At 36.4% G+C, this 26,478-nt stretch carries 17 protein-coding genes, 15 tRNA genes and 3 rRNA genes; 8 read left to right on the top strand and 27 right to left on the bottom strand.

Going from position 1 to position 26,478, the window contains the following annotated elements:
• Positions 1 to 16: 16 nt before the first annotated feature.
• The 5 genes from NST77_RS00760 to NST77_RS00740 all read right to left on the bottom strand — a co-directional run bounded on the left by NST77_RS00760 (position 17) and on the right by NST77_RS00740 (position 5,501).
• Entirely contained in the window at positions 17 to 1,801 is a 1,785-nt protein-coding gene (locus NST77_RS00760) for an ABC transporter ATP-binding protein (protein ID WP_341122652.1), read from the bottom strand.
• 12 nt (positions 1,802 to 1,813) lie between these two features.
• Positions 1,814 to 2,335 (bottom strand): CDP-diacylglycerol--serine O-phosphatidyltransferase, encoded by a 522-nt coding sequence (pssA, locus tag NST77_RS00755; RefSeq protein WP_095333479.1) that lies wholly within the window; start codon positions 2,333 to 2,335, stop codon positions 1,814 to 1,816.
• 424 nt (positions 2,336 to 2,759) lie between these two features.
• Positions 2,760 to 3,254: a hypothetical protein gene (locus NST77_RS00750; RefSeq protein ID WP_341122651.1), complete on the bottom strand. Its 495-nt coding sequence runs from the start codon at positions 3,252 to 3,254 to the stop codon at positions 2,760 to 2,762.
• Positions 3,255 to 3,475: 221 nt separating this feature from the next.
• Positions 3,476 to 4,801 carry a HAMP domain-containing sensor histidine kinase gene (locus NST77_RS00745; RefSeq protein WP_341122650.1) on the bottom strand — a complete coding sequence of 442 codons (1,326 nt, stop codon included), beginning with the start codon at positions 4,799 to 4,801 and terminating at the stop codon, positions 3,476 to 3,478.
• 7 nt (positions 4,802 to 4,808) lie between these two features.
• The gene (locus NST77_RS00740; protein ID WP_144581237.1) at positions 4,809 to 5,501 is read right to left on the bottom strand and encodes a response regulator transcription factor; all 693 of its coding nucleotides are present in this window, start codon (positions 5,499 to 5,501) and stop codon (positions 4,809 to 4,811) included.
• Positions 5,502 to 5,660: 159 nt separating this feature from the next.
• Between NST77_RS00740 and NST77_RS00735 the strand changes: the two genes are divergently transcribed.
• The 3 genes from NST77_RS00735 (at position 5,661) to NST77_RS00725 (ending at position 9,307) form a co-directional block, all read left to right on the top strand.
• On the top strand, positions 5,661 to 6,428 hold the full coding sequence (locus NST77_RS00735) for a TVP38/TMEM64 family protein (protein ID WP_341122649.1): 768 nt from the start codon (positions 5,661 to 5,663) through the stop codon (positions 6,426 to 6,428).
• Positions 6,429 to 7,412: 984 nt separating this feature from the next.
• Positions 7,413 to 8,477: a DNA methyltransferase gene (locus NST77_RS00730; protein WP_341122648.1), complete on the top strand. Its 1,065-nt coding sequence runs from the start codon at positions 7,413 to 7,415 to the stop codon at positions 8,475 to 8,477.
• Entirely contained in the window at positions 8,477 to 9,307 is an 831-nt protein-coding gene (locus NST77_RS00725; RefSeq protein ID WP_341122647.1) for a DNA-methyltransferase, read from the top strand. The genes NST77_RS00730 and NST77_RS00725 overlap by 1 nt, the downstream gene beginning before the upstream one ends.
• Positions 9,308 to 9,361: 54 nt before the next feature.
• Here NST77_RS00725 and NST77_RS00720 read toward each other — a convergent pair whose 3' ends face one another.
• Both NST77_RS00720 and NST77_RS00715 read right to left on the bottom strand, forming a co-directional pair.
• Positions 9,362 to 10,012 (bottom strand): hypothetical protein, encoded by a 651-nt coding sequence (locus tag NST77_RS00720; protein WP_341122646.1) that lies wholly within the window; start codon positions 10,010 to 10,012, stop codon positions 9,362 to 9,364.
• Positions 9,999 to 11,702, bottom strand: a complete 1,704-nt coding sequence (locus NST77_RS00715) for a hypothetical protein (RefSeq protein WP_341122645.1) — start codon at positions 11,700 to 11,702, stop codon at positions 9,999 to 10,001. Before NST77_RS00715 ends, NST77_RS00720 begins: the two co-directional genes overlap by 14 nt.
• Positions 11,703 to 11,908: 206 nt before the next feature.
• Here NST77_RS00715 and NST77_RS00710 point away from each other — a divergent pair, with 206 nt between their 5' ends.
• Positions 11,909 to 12,436: a JAB domain-containing protein gene (locus NST77_RS00710; RefSeq protein ID WP_341122644.1), complete on the top strand. Its 528-nt coding sequence runs from the start codon at positions 11,909 to 11,911 to the stop codon at positions 12,434 to 12,436.
• Positions 12,437 to 12,836: 400 nt separating this feature from the next.
• Here NST77_RS00710 and NST77_RS00705 read toward each other — a convergent pair whose 3' ends face one another.
• A complete protein-coding gene (locus NST77_RS00705) occupies positions 12,837 to 14,117 on the bottom strand; it encodes a hypothetical protein (RefSeq protein ID WP_341122643.1) in 1,281 nt (426 codons plus the stop codon).
• Between the two features lie 362 nt (positions 14,118 to 14,479).
• Here NST77_RS00705 and NST77_RS00700 point away from each other — a divergent pair, with 362 nt between their 5' ends.
• The 4 genes from NST77_RS00700 to NST77_RS00685 all read left to right on the top strand — a co-directional run bounded on the left by NST77_RS00700 (position 14,480) and on the right by NST77_RS00685 (position 18,404).
• Positions 14,480 to 15,127 (top strand): hypothetical protein, encoded by a 648-nt coding sequence (locus NST77_RS00700; RefSeq protein ID WP_341122642.1) that lies wholly within the window; start codon positions 14,480 to 14,482, stop codon positions 15,125 to 15,127.
• Positions 15,105 to 16,832: a DNA primase family protein gene (locus tag NST77_RS00695; protein ID WP_341122641.1), complete on the top strand. Its 1,728-nt coding sequence runs from the start codon at positions 15,105 to 15,107 to the stop codon at positions 16,830 to 16,832. Before NST77_RS00700 ends, NST77_RS00695 begins: the two co-directional genes overlap by 23 nt.
• A gap of 55 nt (positions 16,833 to 16,887) precedes the next feature.
• Positions 16,888 to 17,226, top strand: a complete 339-nt coding sequence (locus NST77_RS00690) for a DUF771 domain-containing protein (protein WP_341122640.1) — start codon at positions 16,888 to 16,890, stop codon at positions 17,224 to 17,226.
• Between the two features lie 65 nt (positions 17,227 to 17,291).
• On the top strand, positions 17,292 to 18,404 hold the full coding sequence (locus NST77_RS00685; protein WP_341122639.1) for a tyrosine-type recombinase/integrase: 1,113 nt from the start codon (positions 17,292 to 17,294) through the stop codon (positions 18,402 to 18,404).
• Positions 18,405 to 18,540: 136 nt separating this feature from the next.
• Here the strand turns inward: NST77_RS00685 and NST77_RS00680 are convergent.
• From NST77_RS00680 to NST77_RS00590, 19 genes are all read right to left on the bottom strand, one after another.
• A tRNA-Leu gene (locus NST77_RS00680) sits at positions 18,541 to 18,622 on the bottom strand.
• Positions 18,623 to 18,645: 23 nt separating this feature from the next.
• Positions 18,646 to 18,731, bottom strand: a tRNA-Leu gene (locus NST77_RS00675).
• Positions 18,732 to 18,765: 34 nt separating this feature from the next.
• A tRNA-Cys gene (locus NST77_RS00670) sits at positions 18,766 to 18,839 on the bottom strand.
• A gap of 10 nt (positions 18,840 to 18,849) precedes the next feature.
• A tRNA-Gly gene (locus tag NST77_RS00665) sits at positions 18,850 to 18,924 on the bottom strand.
• 3 nt (positions 18,925 to 18,927) lie between these two features.
• A tRNA-Gln gene (locus tag NST77_RS00660) sits at positions 18,928 to 19,002 on the bottom strand.
• A 44-nt stretch (positions 19,003 to 19,046) separates the two neighbouring features.
• A tRNA-His gene (locus NST77_RS00655) sits at positions 19,047 to 19,122 on the bottom strand.
• Positions 19,123 to 19,141: 19 nt separating this feature from the next.
• Positions 19,142 to 19,215 (bottom strand) — tRNA-Trp (locus NST77_RS00650).
• 7 nt (positions 19,216 to 19,222) lie between these two features.
• A tRNA-Tyr gene (locus tag NST77_RS00645) sits at positions 19,223 to 19,306 on the bottom strand.
• Positions 19,307 to 19,317: 11 nt separating this feature from the next.
• Positions 19,318 to 19,390, bottom strand: a tRNA-Phe gene (locus NST77_RS00640).
• Between the two features lie 31 nt (positions 19,391 to 19,421).
• Positions 19,422 to 19,498: transfer RNA gene (locus tag NST77_RS00635), tRNA-Asp, on the bottom strand.
• 3 nt (positions 19,499 to 19,501) lie between these two features.
• Positions 19,502 to 19,575: transfer RNA gene (locus tag NST77_RS00630), tRNA-Met, on the bottom strand.
• Between the two features lie 10 nt (positions 19,576 to 19,585).
• Positions 19,586 to 19,661 (bottom strand) — tRNA-Val (locus tag NST77_RS00625).
• 21 nt (positions 19,662 to 19,682) lie between these two features.
• Positions 19,683 to 19,757 (bottom strand) — tRNA-Glu (locus NST77_RS00620).
• 18 nt (positions 19,758 to 19,775) lie between these two features.
• Positions 19,776 to 19,867, bottom strand: a tRNA-Ser gene (locus NST77_RS00615).
• A 4-nt stretch (positions 19,868 to 19,871) separates the two neighbouring features.
• Positions 19,872 to 19,946: transfer RNA gene (locus tag NST77_RS00610), tRNA-Asn, on the bottom strand.
• Between the two features lie 10 nt (positions 19,947 to 19,956).
• Positions 19,957 to 20,073: ribosomal RNA gene (gene rrf, locus NST77_RS00605) — 5S ribosomal RNA — on the bottom strand.
• Between the two features lie 159 nt (positions 20,074 to 20,232).
• A 23S ribosomal RNA gene (locus NST77_RS00600) occupies positions 20,233 to 23,168 on the bottom strand.
• 355 nt (positions 23,169 to 23,523) lie between these two features.
• Positions 23,524 to 25,071, bottom strand: a 16S ribosomal RNA gene (locus tag NST77_RS00595).
• The 16S, 23S and 5S rRNA genes sit together here with 15 tRNA genes alongside, the layout of an rRNA operon.
• A 290-nt stretch (positions 25,072 to 25,361) precedes the next feature.
• On the bottom strand, positions 25,362 to 26,234 hold the full coding sequence (locus NST77_RS00590; RefSeq protein ID WP_061800643.1) for a nucleotidyltransferase-like protein: 873 nt from the start codon (positions 26,232 to 26,234) through the stop codon (positions 25,362 to 25,364).
• Positions 26,235 to 26,478 lie beyond the last annotated feature (244 nt).

Below are 26,478 nucleotides of genomic sequence, written 5' to 3'. Positions count from 1 at the left end.
CGAACATGCTTATAATTTATAGTCTCTGTATACCTTGAAATTGCTTATTTGCCCATGCAGCATAAGAAGGGTGTGTCTGAAGTAATTCTTCATGTTTTCCAACTCCTGTAACATGTCCATACTCAAATACAATAATTTGATCCGCATGTACAACTGTCGATAATCTATGTGCGATTACAATGGTTGTACGATCTTGCATCAAATAATGCAGTGCCTTTTGGACCTCATGTTCTGAATCACTGTCCAAGCTTGCGGTTGCTTCATCTAGCAGCAAAATATCCGGTTGTCGCAACAAAGCACGAGCAATAGCTATACGCTGGCGTTGTCCGCCTGATAGCTGAATTCCTCTTTCTCCTACCTCTGTTTCATACTTTCTTGGTAAAGCGTCAATGAAATCATGGGCATATGCAAGTCGGGCTACATTCATCATCTCCAACTCACTCACTTCGTCTTCTCGCCCATAGATAATATTTTCTCGGATTGTGCCTGATATAAGAGAGCTTTCTTGAGACACATAACCAATTTTTTTGCGCCAATCATGGAGAGAAAAAGAATCGATTGGCGTATCACCCCAATATATGTTTCCAGTTTCCGGATCATAAAATCTCTCAATAAGCGAAAAAATGGTTGTTTTTCCACTTCCGCTAGGACCAACAAAAGCAGTTACTTTACGATCTGGTATCGTAAAAGAAGCATTTAGCAGGATTTGCTTATCTCTTTCATACCCAAAACAAACCTCGCGAAACTCTAAGATGTTATGCTTATCCGGCATCACATCCTTTTTGTTGTCAGCTTCGAGGGGCTGTTCCAAGATAAGCCTTAGCCTCTCTGTCGATCCCATTACTTTTTTTAAATTCGAAAAAAATGCTCCAAACTGTTCAACAGGCATCATAATTTGAAACAAAAGTAAGATATATGCTACAAGTTTCCCTGCAGTAAGAGCTCCCGAAGAAACACGCACTCCGCCATAACCGATAATTACAACTAGTAGCACAATCATAATTAATGTCATCAATGGCATCAGTACTGCATTAACCCGAGCTTCTTTCATTTCCGATTGAAATAAATCATCCATGTTAGCTTCACCGTTTTTTAATTCTTTTCTCTCCGAGTTAGAAGCCTTAACCAGTCTCATTTCCCCAATGATTTGGGACAGCGTCGAGGATAGTGCTGCCAAATGTTCCTGTAAACGCACGGAATTTTCATACATCTTATTCCCCATCGGCATCATTACACCTAAACTAATAGGTAATACCAACATAATGATTAACGTCATTTGCCAATCCAAATAAAATAACATGGCCACTGCACCAATAACTGTAATCAAGTTGGAAATAAAGTTGATGAAGTGATCGGTAATGAGTGATTTAATCTCATTTGTATCGTTTGCGATGCGACTCATAAGATCCGCAGAGCGGTAGCGATCAAAAAAACTCATCTGTAAATGAAGCATCTTTTCCCAAAGCTGTTTACGCAATTGATTGACCATTCTATTTCCGACATAAGCTAACAGATAGTATGAGAATCCACTTGATACGGCTTGCAAAATAAAGATAAAGACAAGCTGTATAATCGTAGTGGCATTTATTAATTCCAAACGAAATTGGTCAATTATTTTTCCAGTAGCTATCGGAACAATCAACCCCACAAATGAACTGATAATACTTAAAATAAGGGCTATGCTTAGAACCAGCTTGGGAACTTCTGTAGAAAATAAAAGCTTCGCTAAATAGCGTAGACCGGTTTTATTTAAAGAGTTGTCACGATCGCGAATATTTGTAAATTTCTCTTGATTGCTCATAATTACTCCTTACTATATTTTTTTAAATTTTATACTGGATACCATTAAATAGGAAAAAGCAAATAATGAAATTACCGATATAAATGTTAAATTAATCGTGCTTGGTGCAAGCACCGAGTAAATGGACAGAATAAAACCTGCCACGGTTATTGGAATTCCACTAAAGATACCCTCAAACTCTTTGACATTAAATCGTGCTAATCTATATGAACCGCTGACGACGTATAACAATAGAGCAACTATACCTACAAGTCTCAGCATGCCAAGATCATCAAAGTTAAATTTAAAATAAACAAGTAAAGCTGGAGCAATCCCAAAGGAAACCAAATCGGACAAGGAATCCAATTCTTTACCGAATTCACTGCAAACATCTAATCGTCTAGCGATTCTTCCATCATATCGATCTATAAATGCTGCAATAATAATATATATGGCACTTACGAAGTAATTTTGATTAATAACCTCAACAATTGAAAGCACCCCCAATGACAAATTTACAAAGGTAAGCAGATTGGGAATATTTTTTATAAACATAGATTCTCCTAACTAATAATGAATTTTATTATGACTCCCTATTATTGATATTTGGTAATCTGGTTAAATTGTTTTCGCCCTGTAATCTACCCTCTCCTATTTGCTTATGATATATAAGATTATGGGAGATTTCTTAAGATGAGGGGTTCATAATTCTTAAGAATTCTTAAGTCGCTTGGTATTTACATTTTATGGGTAGCTAATTTAACAACTTGTTAGTACAACTGAATGATAAATGGAAAAGGAGAATTGATATGAAAAAAATAATAAAAGCAGACCATCACAACCGGTCTGCTTTTATTGATTATATAATTCTTAATGCCAGGATGCCGATAAGCCATCACCCGAACGCTCCATTTGCAATCTTAACCAGATCGCCGTCCTGTTGCTTCACCACGGTTCTGTCCCTTATGAATTTATTTTCTCAATTGTTTTTCTTTTGTATATTTTTCATCATGGATCCATATATCCACTTTGAAGCTATATACACTACATTTATCAACAAGTATAGAACAAATAAGAATAAGGCTACCAAGAACACACCATTATTCTTTATAACAATCTCCTGAGAATTCATTGAATATATCAATACATAGAGATAAAATACACAGAACATAAACACAGCTTCAATAAAAAAATTAAAAAATCCCCGTTTTTTCAATAAAAGCTGAGAAAACAATACGTCTACAATCCCTACCACTACCACAGTCAGCACAAAGAACTTAAATAAAACTATTATAGAATCAAAAGTACCATTTGTATTGATCGACACATCTGGAACTAAAGACACTAATTTAAAACCACCGAAGAATATCAAAAAAGGCAAAGAAATAAGAAATACACACATAAGAATGACAACCAAAATCGCAAAAACATGATCTCCAATCGAAGAATTCTTCCCCTCAGCTTTTTTCCCCATTTATACCTATTCCTCTCTTTTATTATAATGATACCGTTCATAGCAGCTCGCTTTCGGTGGCTTTTTGCATACCCTTATAATGCAAATCTTGATGTGTAAAGTTTAACTCCTTATGTTAGAGATCAATTATTTAGATACAAATTCAAATAGCGGAAACAACTGTTTTTTGCGCCTTTGTTTGCGTATATTTTGGTTCCAGTGACAAGTTGGATGCCCAAAAATCATTCAAAAGTTTGTACTGTTTTATTTAAAATGACAGGTAACGTTATCTGTAGCAAAAAAGTATCTTTTCGTACTGATACGTTCAACGTCCCGTTGTGCTTCTGTATTATTTTCTGGCAACTAACGAGCCCAATTTTGTTGCTATCTTCCTTTTCGGTCTCATGTAAAATTTTATTCTCGAACCTAAGATCGACCCATTGTTGTTCCAAGGAAATCTGAATATGAACAGGATGCATCGGATCGGCATACTTTCGAATATTTGAAAATATATTATCGAATACACGGCGTATAGCGACCAAATTGATTTCCAGCAAAAATTTCTCATCATATGGAACTGCTTGCACTTGAACATCTAAATTATCCATAACCACCAGTTGCTCATCAATGAGTTGATCTATAAGCGCTCTGCCCTCATATAATTCAAATTCCACTTCCTCTTCTTCAGCGGCAGAGGATACCGTAAAATATTCAAATAGTTTGTCCGATAGCGCTTTGATTTGATAGGCCTTTTCCCGGCTATTATGAATATACTGCAGCAAATCCTCATGATTCTTATACTTGTTAAGCTCGATGATATCCATATATCCCAGCAAAATTGTAAGGGGAGTACGTAAATCGTGGGAAATTGCCGTGATCAATTCGCGATTAGCTATCCTGATCCTCTCCTCACTACCGAGTCGCTCGGCAAATGATTTCCTCATCTCATCAATACTTTGGGCCAAAGAAGATAATTCATCCTTTCCAGATATAGTAATTGAATAATCTAAATTTCCCCCTTCAAGTATTTTGATCTCTTGTTCAAGTACTCCGATATAGGATGTTTTCTTATTAATTATCAGTAAGAAGGAAATAATAAATATAATGGCTGCTATGAAAATACCAATAAACAAAATGAGATTATAGTATTGATACTCATAAAGGCCTACCAAGTAGATCTGGGCATCTTGATCCGCAAAATGGATGGTAGTAGGTGTTTCCGAAGGCGTGAACCGAGTTAGTAGCTCTTCGTTAATAGCAGGATCAACCTCTTTATTTGATGAAAAAATTAATTTCTCTTTTGCAAAAATATACAGATTCAAATATCGCTCATTATTTATCCATTCAGTCAATTTCTCTCGATCACGGGTGGACACGTTTTGGCTATTCACGAACTCTTCGAATCGTTCAAGCGCATCTTGCTGCCTATTTTCCATAAAAGCGGATTTGCTTAAATAACTATTTAACGCTTTCTCGCCAACAACTTGTAAAATGCCGAAAACACTTAAAGAAATAGCTAAGGAAATTAATACTGCCAGAACGAGCTTGATCTTAAGTTTTTTCCCCATTAGTAATCTATTCAATTTTGTACCCCTTTCCCCAAACAGTCTTTACATATTTAGGGTTCTGCGGGTCATCTTCAAGTTTACTTCTCAAATTACGAATATGGACCATAACTGTGTTGTTACAGGTATAAAAGTAGGGTTGCCCCCAAACACTTTCATATATGTTTTCAGCCGAAAACACCTTACGTCGTTTCTTAGCTAACAGCAGCAAAATCTGGTATTCAATTTCAGTCAAAGTGATTTCTTTCTCTCCAACAAATACAGTCTTTGCATCCTGGTGAATCGTAAGATCCTTAATGATAATATGCTCCGTTTCCTCCGTCTTCTCCTTGCCACGATAGACATAATATCTCCGCAGTAAAGCCTTCACTCTCGAAACGAGTTCTGTATAAGAAAAAGGTTTGGACAAAAAGTCATCACTACCTGAAGAGAAGGCCAATTGTTTGTCCGAATCCTGCGTTTTCGCAGTAAGGAACAAGATCGGTGCGCTTGTTTTTTCACGAATCTCCAAACACGCCTTCAGCCCCGATTTATTGGGCATCATCATATCTAAAATAATGAGATCTGTCTCTTCATTTACTTTATTAATCGCATCCTGACCATCTATCGCTTCAATCACTTCATAATTCTCACTTTCTAACAAAATCCTTACAATTTCTCGGATTTCACTGTTATCATCAGCAATTAAGATTTGCTTGTTCATCTGATCACCTCGTCTAATATCAGTATAATAGTCGTTTGGTGCAACTACCAGTAAATACAGTCGACTTAAGAATTCTTCAGAAATTATGTATGTAACTCTTAATTTATCCATTCTATACTACAAACAGGTAGAAGTAATTACATAAAGGAGTTTTAAGCTATGCCACAACTTTCGAAAAAAACAATCGTAACAATACTATTAGGTCTAACTCTCATATTGTCTATTGGTTTGATCTATTATTCTCCTACCATTATTAAGATTATGTCGTCCATGAACAATTTTAGGGCGTTTATTCATTCAACAGGTCATTGGGGACCGGTCATGTTTATTTTATTTCAGATTCTTCAGATCGTGGTTGCGCCTATTCCAGGAGAAGTCGTACAGGTTGCAGGCGGTTATATTTACGGAGTTACATTAGGATCCTTATATACTACAATCGGCTTAATAATAGGCTCAGCGATTGCTTTTTATTTCACTCGATTTATCGGGCGCGATTATATTTCAAAGCTACTGCAAAAGAAAAAATATAAGTGGATGTCGTTAATACAGGATGAGAAAAAGTTTTCTATCTTTTTATTTATCTTTTTCGTGATTCCAGGTTTGCCGAAAGACCTGCTTGTATTTGTGGCCGCTCTTACATCCATGAGTTCATTAAGATTCTTCACCATACTTATAGTTGGTCGTCTGCCGTGGATTATTGCATCTGCTGCTTTAGGGTCCACCATTCATATGCAGCAATATAGCATAGCCATTATCATATCGGTTATCGCTATAGTTGGTTTTATTCTCGGATATATCTATAAAGATAAAATGATGGATCGATTCTCCAATGTGAAGAAAACAAAAAAGACAAATCATTCTGCTAAAACCAAGGTAAACCTGAGCATTAACAAAAAGGAAAGTTTGTGTACAAAAAAAGGAGAATAAATGGAATACAAAGAAACAATTATTTTGCAAAGAAAGAATACCTACCGATTTTTATTTTTACCATTATTGGTAGAGCGTAAAATCGATGGAATCCCAAAACGCACGCAAGGGATAGCCCTAATCAATGTAGATACCTAATTATGCTTATTCAAGTGATTTCTAGGCCAACTTGTTTGGGGCTTTATTGTACATTAATATAAAAAATAATATCCCAATAGTTGCAAGTACAGAAAACCCTTTAAATAGAGGAAAAATATAATGCAACAATTTTTAGTAAAATGACTGTAACCATTCATACTACTTTCAAAAGTTGAATTAGAGGAATTATAGCCATCACAATTAGTAGGGTCTATTGGTCCATGAAGGTACAGAAATGTATATTGCGCAATGATAAATATATAGATTTTATATTTAGCGTCAAGCAAAAAGCCTACAAAGCGCCAGATCACTCGATTTTGAATAACAGCTTGTGAAAAGATATCGTATCTTATCGTTTTCTATCGTATACTCTAAAAACAAAGAAAGCTCACAAATATTGATTTAACAACATTTGCAAGCTTTCTTTAGTGATTAATCTAGACATAAATTAATCTGATGATACCGGTGGTCGGGGTCGAAATAGGTTAATAGTTATTGAGTTTATAAGGTTTTGTATGGGGGATGTGTAAAATTTGTGTAAAAGAGAATCCGAAGAGTAAAAAATTGAATTCAATTCTCTCACTTTCCATTACAATCTTCTAGTTAAATTTCTAAAAGCTAAATCTTTATAATAGTATAGATCGCATTATAGAAAGTCTTTTAAATACTTGTATATCCAACATTATGATTAACTTCCACTATTAGCCTTTGCTTTAAGTCAAAAAAATATTATAATTATATTTAAAACATAATCAAAGCACTTTAAAAACAGAACCTATGTCCTGTTTTTTATTATTATTAGATATTATTCTAGTTATGGTTGCTATATAAAAGGAGAAAGTAATAATGGACCTAGATTTAATTAAAACCGCCACAATTATAGAAGAATTTGGTTTAACTAAAAGAGCAATAACGAAACTTGAAAAGACTGGTGATTTAATCCCTATAAAACAAGGACGAAGTAAGTTTTACAATAAGGTTGATTTAGTTAACTTTCTTAATACATTAGATGAAGAAACTTTAAATGAATTAAAGGATAGTAAAGGTGTTTATGATCCAAGAAATAAATTAAATGATTTAACTGGAACTCAATGGATGCCAGAAACTAAATCTTATTTATTTCAGAAAGGATTAGGAGCCAGTCACCCTCATGCTCAAATAGAGAAACAGCATCCTGCTCCATTTAGTTTCCAAGATATTCAACGATTAATAGAATTTTTCACAAAGAAAGGCGATATCGTCTTGGATCCATTTCTGGGTGTAGGTTCTACACTTAAAGCAGCAGCATTATGTGATAGAAATGGAATAGGAATTGAATTATCACCAAAATGGTCAGAATTAGCTCGTAAAAGATTAGATATCGAAGTAGGAGAAGGTACATCTAATAAGTACACAATTATTAATGGAGATAGTTGTGTCGAACTAAAACTTCTCGAAAGAAATTCTGTTGATTTTATGGTGACAAGTCCCCCATATTGGGCAATATTGAATAAAAAGGCTGATCATAAAGTTAAAAAGGAACGTATAGAAAACGAGCTAGCAACCAACTATTCTGATGATCACCAAGATTTGGGTAATATTGAATCCTATGATGACTTTTTAGATATATTGACTGAGGATATTTTTAAAGAAGCTGCTGAAGTACTTAAGCCCGAAAAATACATGAATATTGTTGTTTCAGATTTTAGACATAAGAGTGAGTTCATTAGTTTCCATAGTGATTTAATACAACGACTAAATAAAATTGGGCTTGCAGACAATTATGAATTAACATTACAAGGGGTTAAAGTACTTCTCCAAAACCATAAATCCCTTTTACCATACGGTTATCCGTTTGCTTACGTTGAAAATATTCACCATCAATATATTTTAATCTTCCGTAAAACAAAAAGGAAAGGTAAAAAAGAATAATGTTAGATTACAATAAAGTTTATAAAGCTGATAGCGATATTATGCTACAAGAATTAATTGATAGAAATTATAAGTTTGACCTTATATTGACTGATCCTCCTTACAATTTAAATAAAGACTTTGGTAATAAATCAGACAGTCTATCATTAGAACAGTTTTTATCAATAAATAAAAGTAGAATACATTTATGTCATAAATTACTAGATAAAAATGGTAGCCTGATTTGGTTTGGCATACACAAGTTTATTGGTTTTCTTCAAGTTATGATGTATGAAGATAATCTATTCTATAGGGGCATGAATATCTGGAACTATGAAAATGGATTTTCCAGATCAAAAAAAATTCCAGCAACCCAATATGAACCTTTCCTTTGGTTTTCAAATAATAATAAGAAGTGGACATATAACGCAGATGATGTCAGAGTACCATATAAAAGTGAAGATAGATTAAAAAATCCTGTATATTACAAAGATTCTAAAGGTAATAGAAAAGAGTGGAGGCCTAATCCAAATGGTGCATTAAGAGGTGACATCTGGAAGTTTCCTACTTTAGCTGGTAAAAACTTTGAACATGAACGTACTGAACACCCTACACAAAAGCCTGAAAGTTTAATTACTGAGCTCATTAAAGCGTTTTGTCCCAAAAATGCTGAGGGAAAATATGAAGGAAGTATATTAGATCCTTTTCATGGTTCGGGTACCTTAGGTGTATGTTGCGAGAAACTAAATAAACAAGGACATAATATAAAATGGATAGGAATTGAACTTGAAGATAAATGGGTTGAAGTTTGTAATGAGAGATTAGATAAATTAAAAAATTTATTAATATAATTAAACTCCAATAAAAGTTAGAGAGATTCTATAAAAAAGAATCTCTCTTTTTTTTTATTTATATGGAGTAAAAAAGCCGTCAAAGTGAGATAAATCTATGTTTTGATTTGATAATAATTCAATCATTTCTCTTAAAGAGTTATTATCTACATCGACATAGAACGAATCATCAACTAACTTAAGTTGATTGTTAGTCCAATAACAAACTGCTAATGCCATAATAGAAATAGTTTTAATCTTAATACTAAGTACTTTGTTTATATCATTAACCACATTCCAATAATCAGTTCTGTTATTCGGAAATGTCCAACATATAACAATTGGAATAACTTGTTCCATTTTCATATTGCTCCGATTTGTAACAACTGCTATATCGTCTAAAAGATTTCTTGGAGCATCTAACATTGCTGTAGATGGCACTTCAACCTCTATGATCCCCTCATATCCTTCATTTCCAATGGAAATTGTTGCATCATAGCGTGCATTATTGTCCCCTTTTCTTGAGAAATTAATAGGGAAATTTAGCTTAGTAAATAACTTTTCAATTAACTTATTTACTGCAAAAGGCGTTAATATTAACTTTTCATACGCACTGCTTAAATTTAGCATTTTCTTTTCCAAATCTAATTCATTATCTATTAATAAATCTATAAAATCATACAAGTTAGTAGATTCTTGTACATCACTTGGTTTATAAATCTTCAAATTTAATCACCCCATAAACATCCTTAAAATCTGCTACATTATATTTCTTTTCATTTTTCAGGCAGTTTATTGCAGCACTCAATAATTGATCAATACTAGTAATAGCAATATTTATATTATAGGTTTTCTTTATATCTTCAATCAGTAGATATACATCTGATCTTTTATTTGGGATACTAAAACCTACCGCTATTGATGAAATTTCTTTACTAGTATTATAATTCCTTCTTGAGAGCAATATGATTTTATTTTCTAAGGCTTGCCTTACTGCCTTAACAGACAAAAGCATCTCTTCAGTTGGTGATTTAACTTCAACAGGAATTGAGTTATTTTCATCTGGTATTATTACATCAAATCTCTCATTGTTGACACCTGCTTGTGGAGTTCTAGCATCCAAGCGAAAGATTATACCAAATAATTCCGCAACTAAGGGATAGAAATTAGTCTGCTTCATTATTAATATCTGATCTAGTAGCTTTTCAATTACAAGCTTTTCATTTTCATTATGCTCATTAAGCATTTCTATTATTAATTTCGCAGTTTTATTATGCTTATAACCACTTGCATCATGACTACGTATTCCAACTTCCCTTTTCATAACTTCTTCTATTTCTTGCAATTCTGTAACTGTAAATTCTTTTCTAAGTACTACATCCGATTCTAAGTTTCCTTCAGGAAAATACATTAATATATTTTCTTTTGAAAATGTTTGAAATGGGTTAAAAAAGATTTTAGATGTGCCAAAGATCTCTTTTATTATTCCAACCTCTTCTGTTAGAGATTCCAAATCCTCCTCGACAGCAAAATCCGCCATTTTTAAGAAACTTAAAAATCCTATTTTACAAATAGCATTGATCTGAAGCTCATTCAAATCTTCGAGGTCAGATAAAGTAACATATTTGAATTTTGAAGCCCTAGCCTGAACTGATTTTCCGTAATCTGTTATTCTAAGAAACTTAGTATTTCTACCATAAGTATTATACTTGATTTCTTCTGCCCATCCCGTATATTTCAAGGCAGCAATTAGAATTCTAGTATAATTTCTCATTGTGGTACAACTTATGTCTAAATCCTTACTTAGTTCTTCCATTTTTAGTAACATTGCTGCTTTACTATTCTTGTCTATTCTTAGCTTCCTAATGAGAGATACACTTTCTTTTAATTCTTCTTCATCCTCACTATTTTCTAAATTTAATGCACCAATAATCATTTCATCCCTATTGAGTATATCATCTAGAGCATTAAAGTATTTCATTATACTTATATAAGGCTTTCCCTTATTAGTAAAACGAGTACTTATGAGTTGATTTGGAAAATATATTCCTAATAAACATAGCTCTACTATTGATTTAGTTGATTTACCTGAAAGTGCAACATGTGCACCTAGTAATGTAAAATTGAATTCTAAGGCACTTTCCCCGGAATTCATCCAACCGAACATTCTATATACTTCTGCATACATCTTCGCTTGATTATACAAAGGATTACGACTAGTATCTTTGATTGCGTATGATCTTTTTAATGCTTCTTCCCCAACATACCCTTTGGAAGATGCCATTTTTGCCGAAGTCATCACATCTGCCATATTGTCTAAATTAAATGAAGAAAAATCTGAAAGTTGTGCATATATTTTTTTAAATATTTCTACTATATGCTCTATATCAGATCCTGGATTTGCGAACCTAATCATGTTGACCCTTCTCTCTAATATTATTAATAATCTTTTAGCTCTTTTGTACTATCATTATACCAAATTTATTTTATTAAGGAAAAAAATGTACACCATTTCGTATTTTAAAAAAGTATAAATATATATTATTAGTTTGTAAGGGTCCTAGGATAAATAATCTTAGGGCCTTCTTTTATAAACAAATAAATGAAAAAGGAGAGAATTATATGCAGCAAGATTCATTATTAGTTCAAACTAAACAATTAGAACTCTTAGAAACTAGGAATAATGAAGAGAAAGAAATGGTAATAGTACCAGCAAAGCGTATAAATATTGTAAAAATAAAACTTGTTAGAGAAAAAACTATGCTTTATAAAAATAGACAAATACGTTCGCCAAGAGACGGATACGAACTCATTCGTGACTTTTTAGGGGATGTTGATCGAGAACATTTTATAGTTCTATGCCTTGACACTAAAAATCAGCCTACATGTTTACAGGTGGTGCATATTGGTTGTCTTAACTCTAGCATTGTTCATCCTAGAGAAGTTCTAAAGCCAGCTCTATTAAGTAATGCAGCTTCAATAATTGTTGCACATAACCACCCTAGTGATGTATCTGATCCTAGCTCAGAAGATATTGCAGTCACAAAACGTATAAATCAAGCTAGTAAAATAATTGGAATAGAATTACTGGATCACCTTATTATTTGTTCAAACTCTTTCTATTCTCTTAAAGAAGCTGGTCATTTGTAAATATAGATTCTTTGAAAGGAGGTGAAATTATTATGTTAAAAAAAATTGTTATTCCAATCTTGATTACAGTTGCTACTGAGGTACTTTTGGCATCGTCTAGAAATGATAATAACTCTAACAGCTAAGAAATAATATAGGATAGGAGAATTAAAATGAATTCAAAAACATGTCACAATTGTTGTAGTAATTGTTCAGTCTGTATAATAAGAGAGCTAATTAACCTATTTTGGAGATAGCGCTTTATTATACTAGTACTAAAAAGTTTTATAAGAGAATCCCAATGTTTTCTTTATTGAGGTAATTGTTTTGTATTCAGGATAATATTCGCTATCCTGAATACATTCTAATATTATTTCTGATGTTTTAAAATTTCCTACAAATCTCTTAAACTTAGTCTTTTCTAATCTTTTTTATTAGAATTTCTTTTAGATTTATAGAAACTTTTATATGCATAGCCATAGGCCTCATATAAATGTGTAGCACTGTTATCATTATCAATACTTAAAGTATATACTGGTGGATTCCCTTCTTTAAAAGCAACTTCAATAAATTGGTCAAAAGGTTCAAATTTTGAGAATAACTTGAATATAGTATAGTCAATACATATATCACTTGGCACATTTCTTAAATCATTTTGATATAATATTAAGAACTTTTCTTCAATTAGTTTAACTAAGGAATCTTTGCAATAATCAAATATCCTATTGAATAAAAACCAAACTTTATCACTTTCGAACAACGTTTTATTATAGTAATTATCAATCATTAATGTTCTTACACCCAGATTATCTAGTTTTACAACCTTACTAATATTATCAAAAAGCTCTTGTTTATCTTTATATCTTACTGACTTATCCATATTATCAATCATGCTGGTACTGAATTTTTCAGACCACATATAATAAGAAGTATCCTTAAATATATCTACAGAGTTATAGACATCATACAAGTTAGTAGTTTGATTAAATAAAAATAAGTTTAGAGATTTATTATGATTATTATTCTTTTCTCTTAATATATTCATAAATGATTGAAGATCCCTCTGTGATCTTATAAACAGTTCCTCTTCATTTGGATATTCACTTTTTGACCAAAATAATGGTAAATGTTTTTCTTTAATTATTTTTAGATTTGGTCCAAGGTATTTATATGTATAAGTTAATGCATAGGCATACCAAGGAAAAATGATTTTAGGCACTTTATAATGAATCACATCCCTATAGGAACCTATTATATCCAATAATTTTTCTTTTTCAGTGAAATCATAATCACGAATAAATTTCCTTATATTTGTTTCAAATTCATCAAAACTATAATATAATTCGTTAATAATTTCAGGGTATTTATTACGTTCTCTCTTTAATCTAGTAAACTCCATTAATTTTATAAGAGAATCATTTAGTATTGACATTATTATATCCGAGAATAGATACTCTAATAAATCCTCATACTCATAAGTCTCAGGGTTATTGTTACTATTAAAAACACTATCAAATTTATTTAGTGATATAAGCATTGAAAAAAATGTATAAACATCTTCATTTACCACTTTTAACGAACTTACTTTCGTTTGATCATACTCCCACTCAATAAGAGGAAACTTTTTATTCTCTTTCTCAAATCTCGTTAATGTAACGTCAGTGTTGGATATTATTTCCTCAATTAGATCTGTTAAATTCACACTGCTAGCCTCCTAAAAGTATAGATGTTCAACATGTTCATCTAATAACTAACAACTTACCTTCAATTTATAACAAATATAAATTAGAAGTTTGTTATTTCTTTAAGGTTACTTTCTAGTATTAAGTGAACATCTTGAACAGATTATAAATCTATAAACAATAGCGCAAATATCATTCATCCTTCTATGAACCTTATAAACTTAAATATAAACAGAATATTATATCATATATAAACTTTATTTTATATACACCTAGACTACAAATTAATTTTATATTCTGAAGTCTAGGTGTATTTTATATTGCTAAATAATTAATTAAAATTCAACTATAGTATTTAAAAAATTTTAGGAGGATGTTTCAAATGAAACAATCAAAAGTAAAAAAGCAACTTAATACTTTAATTGAACATAGTGTAAAAAACAAAGGAAAAACTTTTTGCTTATTATTAAAGGATCAAAAAACTACATTAGTAGGTGTTACAAAAGAAAATATAGAACCGCATGCAGCAATTATATATTTACAAAAAGATAAAAAAACTTATCTCAAAGGAACTTTTGATGGTGTAAGTTATAACTCTTCTGTCATTGAGTATTTAAATAAAACTTCTCCAATTATTATAGGAGTAGATAATAGAGATAAAGAGGATACTATTGTTTACTTTCAATCTAATGATTTTTGTGAACGTATAACTTCAAATTCTTCCTTCGAGCTTGATGATACATTGTATATTTACTGGGAATATGGTTTCTATTCATGTTTAACAATATGTACATATGATCCTATTCAAGAGGAAATTGTTAGAGAAACTGTATATGCAGATAATGAACCACTAAAAAGGTTTTTAAAATCTGTAGTTAGAAAGGTACTACCGAATAATGAGGAACTATTTGAATCAGATACCATGTCATCCTACATTAACGAGTATTTAGAGAATCAGTACAATAATGAAGAGGAACAGAGTGAATACTACGAGGAGGTAGAATATGATGATAATCAAAATATCTGGTGATAATGCTCCTGAAATGAAAAGTGAAAATAAACCTCTTAATATATTCGGCCAACCACTCAGTAATAATTATATTAATCTAGATGAATATCTATTAACCAATAAAACTAGCTGTTATAGAGATGATTTCACTGAAAAGGAACAAAAGCGAGATTTATATGCAATAAATCAAGTATCCAATGAAGAATTGTTTAACTATGTCTCTCCAATTGAAAGTAAAGAGCAGGGAATACAAAAAGATTTTTATATAAATAACAACGAAATTAATATACTCAATCATCTGGGGAATACTTTCCCAGATGATATTCCAGATATTCAGAAAGAATCATATACAAATAAAGAGATTGATCCAAATAGATTACCTGTAAAGCATAATAAAGAGATTAGTCTAAATAGGCCATCTGTAAAGCATAATAAAGACTCCAGTAAGGTTGTTCCTAACTATAAATTAGCAGAGATTTTAATTAATAGTCATAAGTTTGCAGTAATTGAAAGCAATTTATATTATTGGAATAGTTCTTTGGGGTATTTCATTGGACTTACTGGAGACAATGCAGACTTTTTTATTAGAAAGAATATACCTGAGGAATATAAGAGATTGATATCCTTTAAAAGTTGCCAAGAAATAATTCAATGGATTAAATCTCGAGATGAAATTAAAGTAGATGATGAGTTTCTAAAAAGTAGAAAATCATTAGTAGCATTCTCCAACTGTATTATTAATCTAAATAACTTTAAAATATATCGTCACAGTCCAAATTACTATTTTACGTCAGTAATTAATGCTGATTATCCCTTAGATTCTTTACCAGATGGAAAACATTTTGAAGCCTTTTTGAAGCAAATCACTGGTGGTGATAAAAACGTTTATAAAAGACTTCAAGAACTTTTCGGATATGTCATTTCAGAAATAAGAGATGTAAAAGCTATTCCATATCTACTTGGTCCAAAAGATTCAGGAAAATCTATTGTACTAAAACTATTAGAACATTTAGTTGGACAAGATTTCTTTACAAACTTAAGCTTTGAGGAACTTAACCAACCCAATTTCCTATGCCAACTTTTTGGAAAGAAGTTAAATGCATGCGGGGAAACTTCGGAAATTGCACTTAACAGATTAGATAATTTCAAAAAATTATCTGGAGGTGATTATGTTATGGCCCGTTTCTTATATGGACAAGCTTTTAAATTCATAAATAGATCAGTTCTTTTATTTGCTGGGAACCATCTACCATCAATTAAGGGTATTGATAAATCCAATGCCTTTAGTCAAAGGTTAGTAGTTTTTCCATTTAAGTATGCAGTTCCTAAAGAAAAACAAGATATACATCTTTTTGATAAACTTTTAAAAGAAACACAGTATATTGCTCGCTGGGCCTTAATTGGCTTAAAACGTTGGAGTGAAAATAATTACCAATTTACTACATGTCCTGAAATTGAAGAAATTGCAGAGGAATATTCAAAACAGACAAATTCAATCTCTAGCTTCATTGAGTCTTGTTGTACCTTTGATCCTGAAGTAAAGACACACAATGATATATTAGAGTTAGCTTACAAGAAATATTGTAGAAGTTTAGGGATAACTGAGGAAAGTAACAAAGCTTTTCATAGATATATGAAATCAATAAGTAAATTGAAATACAGCCGTTTTAGATTAAATGGTGAAAATAAATTTGGATATATTGGCATTAATCCAATAAGTAAATAAGAAACTGCAATTATTTATGTAAATTATATTTTAGTTGGTACTAGGAGGTAAAATAATGCTACAACAATTATCTGTAAATTTAACAATACCTATACCTTCCGAGTCAATATTGATTTCAAAGGTTGAATTAGAGGAATTAAGAACTATGCAATTGTTAGGTGTTTATTGGTCTATGAAGGACCTTGAATTACGAATTCATCGTAAAAACGAATGGATTAAAGAAAATATACTATACAAATCTAAATTCAAAAAAATTCTAGATGTTGAATTAGGTGGATTCGTATATTACCCCAAATCAAAAGGTCAAACATGGTCATTTCATGCATTGAAGATGGCAGAGTTTCTAGATGAAAATTTCAACGGCATATTCTCTACCAAAAAGATTGTAGCTTAATAATTTATTTAAAAATCAAGGGTGAATTAATATACCCTTGATTTTTAATCACATGAGGTGTAAAAATGGCAAGTATACAAAAAAGAGGAAAAACTTACCAATATACAGTTAGCAACAAAGTAAATGGAAAGCAATCTCCTATTAGAAAAGGTGGATACCGTACTAAAAAAGAAGCTCAAATTGCTGCAGCCGAGGTAGAAGCACAATTAGCAAAGGGCATGAAGCAAATAAATACAAAGGTACCTTTTTATGAATACTTTGAAAACTGGATTGAATTATATAAAGCACCTATAATTAGTACAACTACTTTGAAACATTATGAGTATTCACTTAGTGCAATAAAGAACTATTTTTCAAATACACCGATTCAAGATATTAAGAGACATGATTACCAAAAGTTTTTAAATTGTTTTGGTAATAGTAAAGCAAAAGAAACTGTTGTTAAAGTTCATGGACATATTAAATCATGTGTAAAAGATGCGATGGAGGAACAGTTGATTCTCATAGACTTCACACGCAAGACCCAACCAACTTGGTCTGTAGAGGCAAAAAGATCTATAGAAAAACATTTAAACTATTACGAAAGCAAACGGCTTTTACAGAGCTTGTGGAGTAAGATTAATGATGGGTTAGGGTATTCCTTAATACTGCTCGGTTTAACTTCAGGAATGCGCTTTGGTGAACTTGTGGGGCTAACAAGAAATGACTTTAACTTTGATAACAACACTATTAATGTAAATAAAACCTGGGGATATAAGAAAGATTCCCCATTAGGTTTTGGAAAAACCAAGAATGAACAATCCAATCGAGTTATAAAAATGGATCGTCTAACAATGAATCATTTTTATAAGTTATTTACCAACACTCCAATTAACATACATCAATTGGTATTTTACAGTCCTGAATCAAAGTATAAAGTTATAAGCAATACAAACGCAAACAAATTATTAAAAAAGTTATTAATTGACCTAAACATTGAGCCAATAACCTTTCATGGTTTGAGGCACACTCATGCGAGTGTATTGTTATATAAAAAGACTTCAATCCATTTTGTTAGTGAACGCTTAGGTCATAGCGACATAGAAACTACATTGAAGGAGTATACACATGTTTTAAAAGAATTACGTATGCAAGACGAACAAGTAACTGTAAGAACTTTTGAAAATATGATTGTGTAAAAAATGTGTAAAACACTTTAAAAACTCACCTTATCCTTACTGAACATGAAGAAAAGTAAAAAGCTCATAAATCCTTATAAATAAGGATTTATGAGAACAATGAATTGTTCTAACGCAACTCATATTAAAGTACTGATACCGGTGGTCGGGGTCGAACCGACACTCCAGAAGGAACACGATTTTGAGTCGTGCGCGTCTGCCAATTCCGCCACACCGGCGCGTTTATAATTTGTTTGGGTAATGCCGAGGACCGGAATCGAACCGGTACGGTAGTCACCTACCGCAGGATTTTAAGTCCTGTGCGTCTGCCAGTTCCGCCACCCCGGCATGATATGTAACAAATTTAAATTATAAACGATTATGGAGGCGGCAACCGGATTCGAACCGGTGGTAAAGGTTTTGCAGACCTCTGCCTTACCACTTGGCTATGCCGCCATAAATATATTGGAGCGGAAGACGGGATTCGAACCCGCGACCCCCACCTTGGCAAGGTGGTGTTCTACCACTGAACTACTTCCGCGAATGGCTGGGCTAGCTGGATTCGAACCAACGAGTGACGGAGTCAAAGTCCGTTGCCTTACCGCTTGGCTATAGCCCAATACTATATATATGCAATAAAATAAAAAAAGTGTCAAAAATAAATGGGGCGAATAATGGGAATCGAACCCACGAGTGTCGGAGCCACAATCCGATGCGTTAACCACTTCGCCATATCCGCCATAATATTTATTTGAAATTGGCAGGGGTAGTAGGAATCGAACCCACACCAAAGGTTTTGGAGACCTTCGTTCTACCTTTAAACTATACCCCTAGATGAATGGTGGAGGGGGACGGATTCGAACCGCCGAACCCGAAGGAGCGGATTTACAGTCCGCCGCGTTTAGCCACTTCGCTACCCCTCCGACATAAAAGGTGGCTCAGGACGGAATCGAACCGCCGACACAAGGATTTTCAGTCCTTTGCTCTACCGACTGAGCTACTGAGCCATAACTTAATGCTATTTATTTTTCGAAAAAATGGCGGTCCGGACGGGACTCGAACCCGCGACCTCCTGCGTGACAGGCAGGCATTCTAACCAACTGAACTACCGGACCAGATTGCGGGGACAGGATTTGAACCTGCGACCTTCGGGTTATGAGCCCGACGAGCTACCAGACTGCTCCACCCCGCGATAATAATAATGGTGGAGGATGACGGGATCGAACCGCCGACCCTCTGCTTGTAAGGCAGATGCTCTCCCAGCTGAGCTAATCCTCCATAAAGTATAATGGTATGTATTGGTGACCCATACGGGATTCGAACCCGTGTTACCGCCGTGAAAGGGCGGTGTCTTAACCGCTTGACCAATGGGCCATATTTGAAAAGTTATAATGGCGGAGAGCAAGGGATTTGAACCCTTGAGACAGGGTTACCCGCCTACACGATTTCCAATCGTGCTCCTTCGGCCACTCGGACAGCTCTCCAATATGGCTCCGCAGGTAGGACTCGAACCTACGACCGTTCGGTTAACAGCCGAATGCTCTACCACTGAGCTACTGCGGAATAATGGTATGCCTGGCGACGTCCTACTCTCACAGGGGGAGAACCCCCAACTACCATCGGCGCTGAGAAGCTTAACTTCCGTGTTCGGTATGGGAACGGGTGTGACCTTCTCGCTATCGCCACCAGACTTTTCTCAAGACATATTTTATTATACATGTTTTTGAGATTTTTTCAAGTATAATTTTAGAAAATTATTCCCTGAAAACTAGATTATGGTAAGAAGAAAGAAACAAGTAATCTTTTTGTCCAGCTTATCGCCGATTAACAGGCGTTTCCGCTTTTCATTTTAGTTAAGTCCTCGATCTATTAGTATCAGTCAGCTCCACATGTCGCCACGCTTCCACCTCTGACCTATCAACCTGATCATCTTTCAGGGATCTTACTAGCTTGCGCTATGGGAAATCTCATCTTGAGGGGGGCTTCATGCTTAGATGCTTTCAGCACTTATCCCTTCCGCACATAGCTACCCAGCGATGCCTTTGGCAAGACAACTGGTACACCAGCGGTGCGTCCATCCCGGTCCTCTCGTACTAAGGACAGCTCCTCTCAAATTTCCTACGCCCACGACGGATAGGGACCGAACTGTCTCACGACGTTCTGAACCCAGCTCGCGTACCGCTTTAATGGGCGAACAGCCCAACCCTTGGGACCGACTACAGCCCCAGGATGCGATGAGCCGACATCGAGGTGCCAAACCTCCCCGTCGATGTGGACTCTTGGGGGAGATAAGCCTGTTATCCCCGGGGTAGCTTTTATCCGTTGAGCGATGGCCCTTCCATGCGGAACCACCGGATCACTAAGCCCGACTTTCGTCCCTGCTCGACTTGTAGGTCTCGCAGTCAAGCTCCCTTGTGCCTTTACACTCTACGAATGATTTCCAACCATTCTGAGGGAACCTTTGGGCGCCTCCGTTACTTTTTAGGAGGCGACCGCCCCAGTCAAACTGCCCACCTGACACTGTCTCCCACCCCGATCAGGGGTGCGGGTTAGAATGTCAATACAGCCAGGGTAGTATCCCACCAATGCCTCCACCGAAGCTAGCGCTCCGGCTTCCAAGGCTCCTACCTATCCTGTACAAGCTGTACCAAAATTCAATATCAGGCTGCAGTAAAGCTCCACGGGGTCTTTCCGTCCTGTCGCGGGTAACCTGCATCTTCACAGGTACTATAATTTCACCGAGTCTCTCGTTGAGACAGTGCCCAGATCGTTACACCTTTCGTGCGGGTCGGAACTTACCCGACAAGGAATTTCGCTACCTTAGGACCGTTATAGTTACGGCCGCCGTTTACTGGGGCTTCAATTCAGAGCTTCGCACTAACGTGCTAACCCCTCCTCTTAACCTTCCAGCACCGGGCAGGTGTCAGCCCCTATACTTCGCCTTGCGGCTTCGCAGAGACCTGTGTTTTTGCTAAACAGTCGCCTGGGCCTATTCACTGCGGCTCTCGCAGGCTTGCACCCGCAAGAGCACCCCTTCTCCCGAAGTTACGGGGTCATTTTGCCGAGTTCCTTAACGAGAGTTCTCTCGCTCACCTTAGGATTCTCTCCTCGCCTACCTGTGTCGGTTTGCGGTACGGGCACCCTAAATCTCGCTAGAGGCTTTTCTTGGCAGTGTGGAATCAGGAACTTCGGTACTATATTTCCCTCGCCGTCACAGCTCCGCTTATGTGGTAATGGGATTTGCCTCATTACCAGCCTAACTGCTTGGACGTGCTAATCCAACAGCACGCTTACCCTATCCTCCTGCGTCCCCCCATTGCTCAAACGATTTAAAGGTGGTACAGGAATATCAACCTGTTGTCCATCGCCTACGCTTTTCAGCCTCGGCTTAGGTCCCGACTAACCCTGAGCGGACGAGCCTTCCTCAGGAAACCTTAGGCATTCGGTGGATGAGATTCTCACTCATCTTTCGCTACTCATACCGGCATTCTCACTTCTAAGCGCTCCACCAGTCCTTACGGTCTAGCTTCAACGCCCTTAGAACGCTCTCCTACCACTGACATCAAAGATGTCAATCCACAGCTTCGGTGATACGTTTAGCCCCGGTACATTTTCGGCGCAGAGTCACTCGACCAGTGAGCTATTACGCACTCTTTAAATGGTGGCTGCTTCTAAGCCAACATCCTGGTTGTCTAAGCAACTCCACATCCTTTTCCACTTAACGTATACTTTGGGACCTTAGCTGGTGGTCTGGGCTGTTTCCCTCTTGACCACGGATCTTATCACTCGTAGTCTGACTCCCAAGAATAAGTATTTGGCATTCGGAGTTTGTCTGAATTCGGTAACCCGATGGGGGCCCCTAGTCCAAACAGTGCTCTACCTCCAATACTCTAAATCTTGAGGCTAGCCCTAAAGCTATTTCGGAGAGAACCAGCTATCTCCAAGTTCGATTGGAATTTCTCCGCTACCCACACCTCATCCCCGCACTTTTCAACGTGCGTGGGTTCGGGCCTCCATCCAGTGTTACCTGGACTTCACCCTGGACATGGGTAGATCACCTGGTTTCGGGTCTACAACCACATACTATTTCGCCCTATTCAGACTCGCTTTCGCTGCGGCTCCGTCTCTTCAACTTAACCTCGCATGTAATCGTAACTCGCCGGTTCATTCTACAAAAGGCACGCTATCACCCATAAAAGGGCTCTAACTACTTGTAGGCACACGGTTTCAGGATCTATTTCACTCCCCTTCCGGGGTGCTTTTCACCTTTCCCTCACGGTACTGGTTCACTATCGGTCACTAGGGAGTATTTAGCCTTGGGAGATGGTCCTCCCTGCTTCCGACGGGATTTCTCGTGTCCCGCCGTACTCAGGATACACTCAAGAGGGAACGAAGTTTCGACTACAGGGTTTTTACCTTCTACGACTGACCTTTCCAGATCGATTCGTCTACCCCGTTCCTTTGTAACTCCATATAGAGTGTCCTACAACCCCAAGAGGCAAGCCTCTTGGTTTGGGCTAATCCCGTTTCGCTCGCCGCTACTCAGGGAATCGCGTTTGCTTTCTCTTCCTCCGGGTACTTAGATGTTTCAGTTCCCCGGGTCTGCCTTCAGTACCCTATGTATTCAGGTAAAGATTCTATCCCATTACGGATAGAGGGTTTCCCCATTCGGAAATCTCTGGATCAAAGCTTACTTACAGCTCCCCAAAGCATATCGGTGTTAATCCCGTCCTTCATCGGCTCCTAGTGCCAAGGCATCCACCGTGCGCCCTTTCTAACTTAACTTAGTTTCGACCAAAGATAAGCGGCGTATCTCTTCGTCAGCTTCTTCACTCTGCTCCTCACGTACTGTCGTACGCTCTGGTGCTCGTTCGGTCGCTTCCTTGACCTACTTGCTTCTCTTTGCTCTCCAATCTTTGAAGGAGTATTCGTTTAATACGACTACTTTCCAAAGAAGTAATTCTCTAAAATAGAGAATCTAAGATGGCGATTACTCGGTTTCTTTCTTGGTTCTTACATAATCTAGTTTTCAAGGAACAATCAGGCTTATTAAGCCTTTCATTTTGAGGAATTGCTCCCTCAAAACTGAACAACAAATCGTCAACAATCTTTGATGGAATGTAAATTCCATTTTCCTTAGAAAGGAGGTGATCCAGCCGCACCTTCCGATACGGCTACCTTGTTACGACTTCACCCCAATCATCTATCCCACCTTAGGCGGCTGGCTCCAAAAGGTTACCCCACCGACTTCGGGTGTTACAAACTCTCGTGGTGTGACGGGCGGTGTGTACAAGGCCCGGGAACGTATTCACCGCGGCATGCTGATCCGCGATTACTAGCGATTCCAGCTTCATGTAGGCGAGTTGCAGCCTACAATCCGAACTGAGAATGGTTTTATGGGATTTGCTCGACCTCGCGGTTTTGCTGCCCTTTGTACCATCCATTGTAGCACGTGTGTAGCCCAGGTCATAAGGGGCATGATGATTTGACGTCATCCCCACCTTCCTCCGGTTTGTCACCGGCAGTCACCTTAGAGTGCCCAACTGAATGCTGGCAACTAAGATCAAGGGTTGCGCTCGTTGCGGGACTTAACCCAACATCTCACGACACGAGCTGACGACAACCATGCACCACCTGTCACTCTGTCCCCCGAAGGGGAACGTCCTATCTCTAGGAGTGTCAGAGGATGTCAAGACCTGGTAAGGTTCTTCGCGTTGCTTCGAATTAAACCACATGCTCCACCGCTTGTGCGGGCCCCCGTCAATTCCTTTGAGTTTCAGCCTTGCGGCCGTACTCCCCAGGCGGAGTGCTTAATGCGTTTGCTGCAGCACTAAAGGGCGGAAACCCTCTAACACTTAGCACTCATCGTTTACGGCGTGGACTACCAGGGTATCTAATCCTGTTTGCTCCCCACGCTTTCGCGCCTCAGCGTCAGTTACAGACCAAAGAGTCGCCTTCGCCACTGGTGTTCCTCCACATCTCTACGCATTTCACCGCTACACGTGGAATTCCACTCTTCTCTTCTGCACTCAAGTCCCCCAGTTTCCAATGACCCTCCACGGTTGAGCCGTGGGCTTTCACATCAGACTTAAAGGACCGCCTGCGCGCGCTTTACGCCCAATAATTCCGGACAACGCTTGCCACCTACGTATTACCGCGGCTGCTGGCACGTAGTTAGCCGTGGCTTTCTGGTTAGGTACCGTCAAGGTACAAGCAGTTACTCTTGTACTTGTTCTTCCCTAACAACAGAGTTTTACGATCCGAAAACCTTCATCACTCACGCGGCGTTGCTCCGTCAGACTTTCGTCCATTGCGGAAGATTCCCTACTGCTGCCTCCCGTAGGAGTCTGGGCCGTGTCTCAGTCCCAGTGTGGCCGATCACCCTCTCAGGTCGGCTACGCATCGTTGCCTTGGTGAGCCGTTACCTCACCAACTAGCTAATGCGCCGCGGGCCCATCTGTAAGTGACAGCGTAAACCGTCTTTCAGCTTTTCCTCATGAGAGAAAAAGGATTATCCGGTATTAGCTCCGGTTTCCCGAAGTTATCCCAGTCTTACAGGCAGGTTGCCCACGTGTTACTCACCCGTCCGCCGCTAACTTTAAAAGCAAGCTTTTAAAGTCCGCTCGACTTGCATGTATTAGGCACGCCGCCAGCGTTCGTCCTGAGCCAGGATCAAACTCTCCAATAAAGAGTTGATTAGCTCATTGCTAAACTCTAGCTTTTTGTTACTTTTTTGTTCTATAACGCTAGTTATAAAACGATTATTGTTGACGTTTGTTTGTTCAGTTTTCAAAGAGCAATTTAGTTAGTCACTTAGGAAGCGACTTTCCTAATATAACATCTATCAACATTCATTGTCAATAGTGTTTTTTAGAAATTCTATTCCGTCGTTTACTTCAACAGTTCATGTTGTTTCAGCGACGGATATTAATATAACATTATTCTACGATAATGGTCAACACTTTTTCTAAAACTTTTTTATTTTTTTTCTAAAACACGATAACATCGATGATAAACACCTGGACTTTTCGTAGAAATGTTGACTACTTCTATTAAATGCTTATCGATTAAGTATTCGATCAACATTCCTAAATCAACTGCGTAAATAAGCAGTTCTTCTTTTTCTAACAGTTCGTTAAATGTCCAAGCGTCTTTTTCTTTTAATATATCGAGTATATAGCTTGTGCTTGTTCTCATTCTTGAATGAATTAAAAATTCACTTGCTAAGAATAATAGCTCGAGTCTCTTTTCAATAGGCTCATCACTATTTACTAATTCTACATATAGTTTATAGATTTCTGGCTCCATTTGTTTTACTTGGCTCCATACCGTTACTTCTGGGTGGAATCCATTTTCGATCACAGCTAATCGAGCTAAATGATGTAAGGAATGAACAATATCATTATAGGCGTCCAGATAATGTTTATTTTCAAAGAACGCTTTCCCATCCATATATCGTTTAATAAGCTTGGCGAATTCTAGCGCCATTTTTTGTTTTCTTTCGTTAACGGGAAATTCTTTTAACTCATTTTTGAGTTGATAAATAAATTCATTGCGATCAAAAACAACTCTCCCATTATATATCCATTCAAAAATTCTTTTGTTATTCCCTAATAAAATCCAGCTTCTTAATTGTTTTTCTGTAACAATATGTAGAGCCGCTTTCTTATCTGCATATGTATAGTGCTTGATAAAAACAGGCTGTTCTGCTTCTTTCACAATAATTAGCATGACTGTATCAAAAGTATCTGTCACGGTCATCTCATTTTGTTTCTTATCAATGATTAATACGCCCAATGTATTTGTCTGGCTAGCTCTTTCTTGATATATAGGACGAAGAATATCTTCCATCGTTATTCCTCCATCTCCATGAATAATTTTATTCGTTTCGTATTATTTCGACATTTTCTCTTAAAATCCTGCCCTCATCTAGGCATACATGAAATCTTACTATAACTTGTTTAAAAATAGAATTACTTTTTGCTATCATTTCTGCCATATAATATTTCAGTCTCGTTTCAACGATTAAACAGAAAAAAGAGGATATCTTTTTAAGATTTCCCCTCGCTACGTTTATACGAAAGCAACTCTTAAA

The organism is Niallia sp. FSL W8-0177 (genome assembly GCF_038006285.1).
Classification (GTDB): domain Bacteria; phylum Bacillota; class Bacilli; order Bacillales; family Cytobacillaceae; genus Niallia; species Niallia circulans_A.
This window is presented reverse-complemented; position numbering and strand designations above follow the sequence as displayed.

What these genes read in the sequence shown, in the direction of transcription:
- NST77_RS00690 (WP_341122640.1), top strand. Translation starts at nt 16,888, where the DNA reads ATGCTACAACAATTATCTGTAAATTTAACAATACCTATACCTTCCGAG.
- pssA (WP_095333479.1), bottom strand. Translation starts at nt 2,335, where the DNA reads ATGTTTATAAAAAATATTCCCAATCTGCTTACCTTTGTAAATTTGTCA.
- NST77_RS00735 (WP_341122649.1), top strand. Translation starts at nt 5,661, where the DNA reads ATGCCACAACTTTCGAAAAAAACAATCGTAACAATACTATTAGGTCTA.
- NST77_RS00760 (WP_341122652.1), bottom strand. Translation starts at nt 1,801, where the DNA reads ATGAGCAATCAAGAGAAATTTACAAATATTCGCGATCGTGACAACTCT.
- NST77_RS00745 (WP_341122650.1), bottom strand. Translation starts at nt 4,801, where the DNA reads ATGGGGAAAAAACTTAAGATCAAGCTCGTTCTGGCAGTATTAATTTCC.
- NST77_RS00725 (WP_341122647.1), top strand. Translation starts at nt 8,477, where the DNA reads ATGTTAGATTACAATAAAGTTTATAAAGCTGATAGCGATATTATGCTA.
- NST77_RS00590 (WP_061800643.1), bottom strand. Translation starts at nt 26,234, where the DNA reads ATGGAAGATATTCTTCGTCCTATATATCAAGAAAGAGCTAGCCAGACA.
- NST77_RS00740 (WP_144581237.1), bottom strand. Translation starts at nt 5,501, where the DNA reads ATGAACAAGCAAATCTTAATTGCTGATGATAACAGTGAAATCCGAGAA.
- NST77_RS00685 (WP_341122639.1), top strand. Translation starts at nt 17,292, where the DNA reads ATGGCAAGTATACAAAAAAGAGGAAAAACTTACCAATATACAGTTAGC.
- NST77_RS00700 (WP_341122642.1), top strand. Translation starts at nt 14,480, where the DNA reads ATGAAACAATCAAAAGTAAAAAAGCAACTTAATACTTTAATTGAACAT.
- NST77_RS00695 (WP_341122641.1), top strand. Translation starts at nt 15,105, where the DNA reads ATGATAATCAAAATATCTGGTGATAATGCTCCTGAAATGAAAAGTGAA.
- NST77_RS00715 (WP_341122645.1), bottom strand. Translation starts at nt 11,702, where the DNA reads ATGATTAGGTTCGCAAATCCAGGATCTGATATAGAGCATATAGTAGAA.
- NST77_RS00710 (WP_341122644.1), top strand. Translation starts at nt 11,909, where the DNA reads ATGCAGCAAGATTCATTATTAGTTCAAACTAAACAATTAGAACTCTTA.
- NST77_RS00730 (WP_341122648.1), top strand. Translation starts at nt 7,413, where the DNA reads ATGGACCTAGATTTAATTAAAACCGCCACAATTATAGAAGAATTTGGT.
- NST77_RS00750 (WP_341122651.1), bottom strand. Translation starts at nt 3,254, where the DNA reads ATGGGGAAAAAAGCTGAGGGGAAGAATTCTTCGATTGGAGATCATGTT.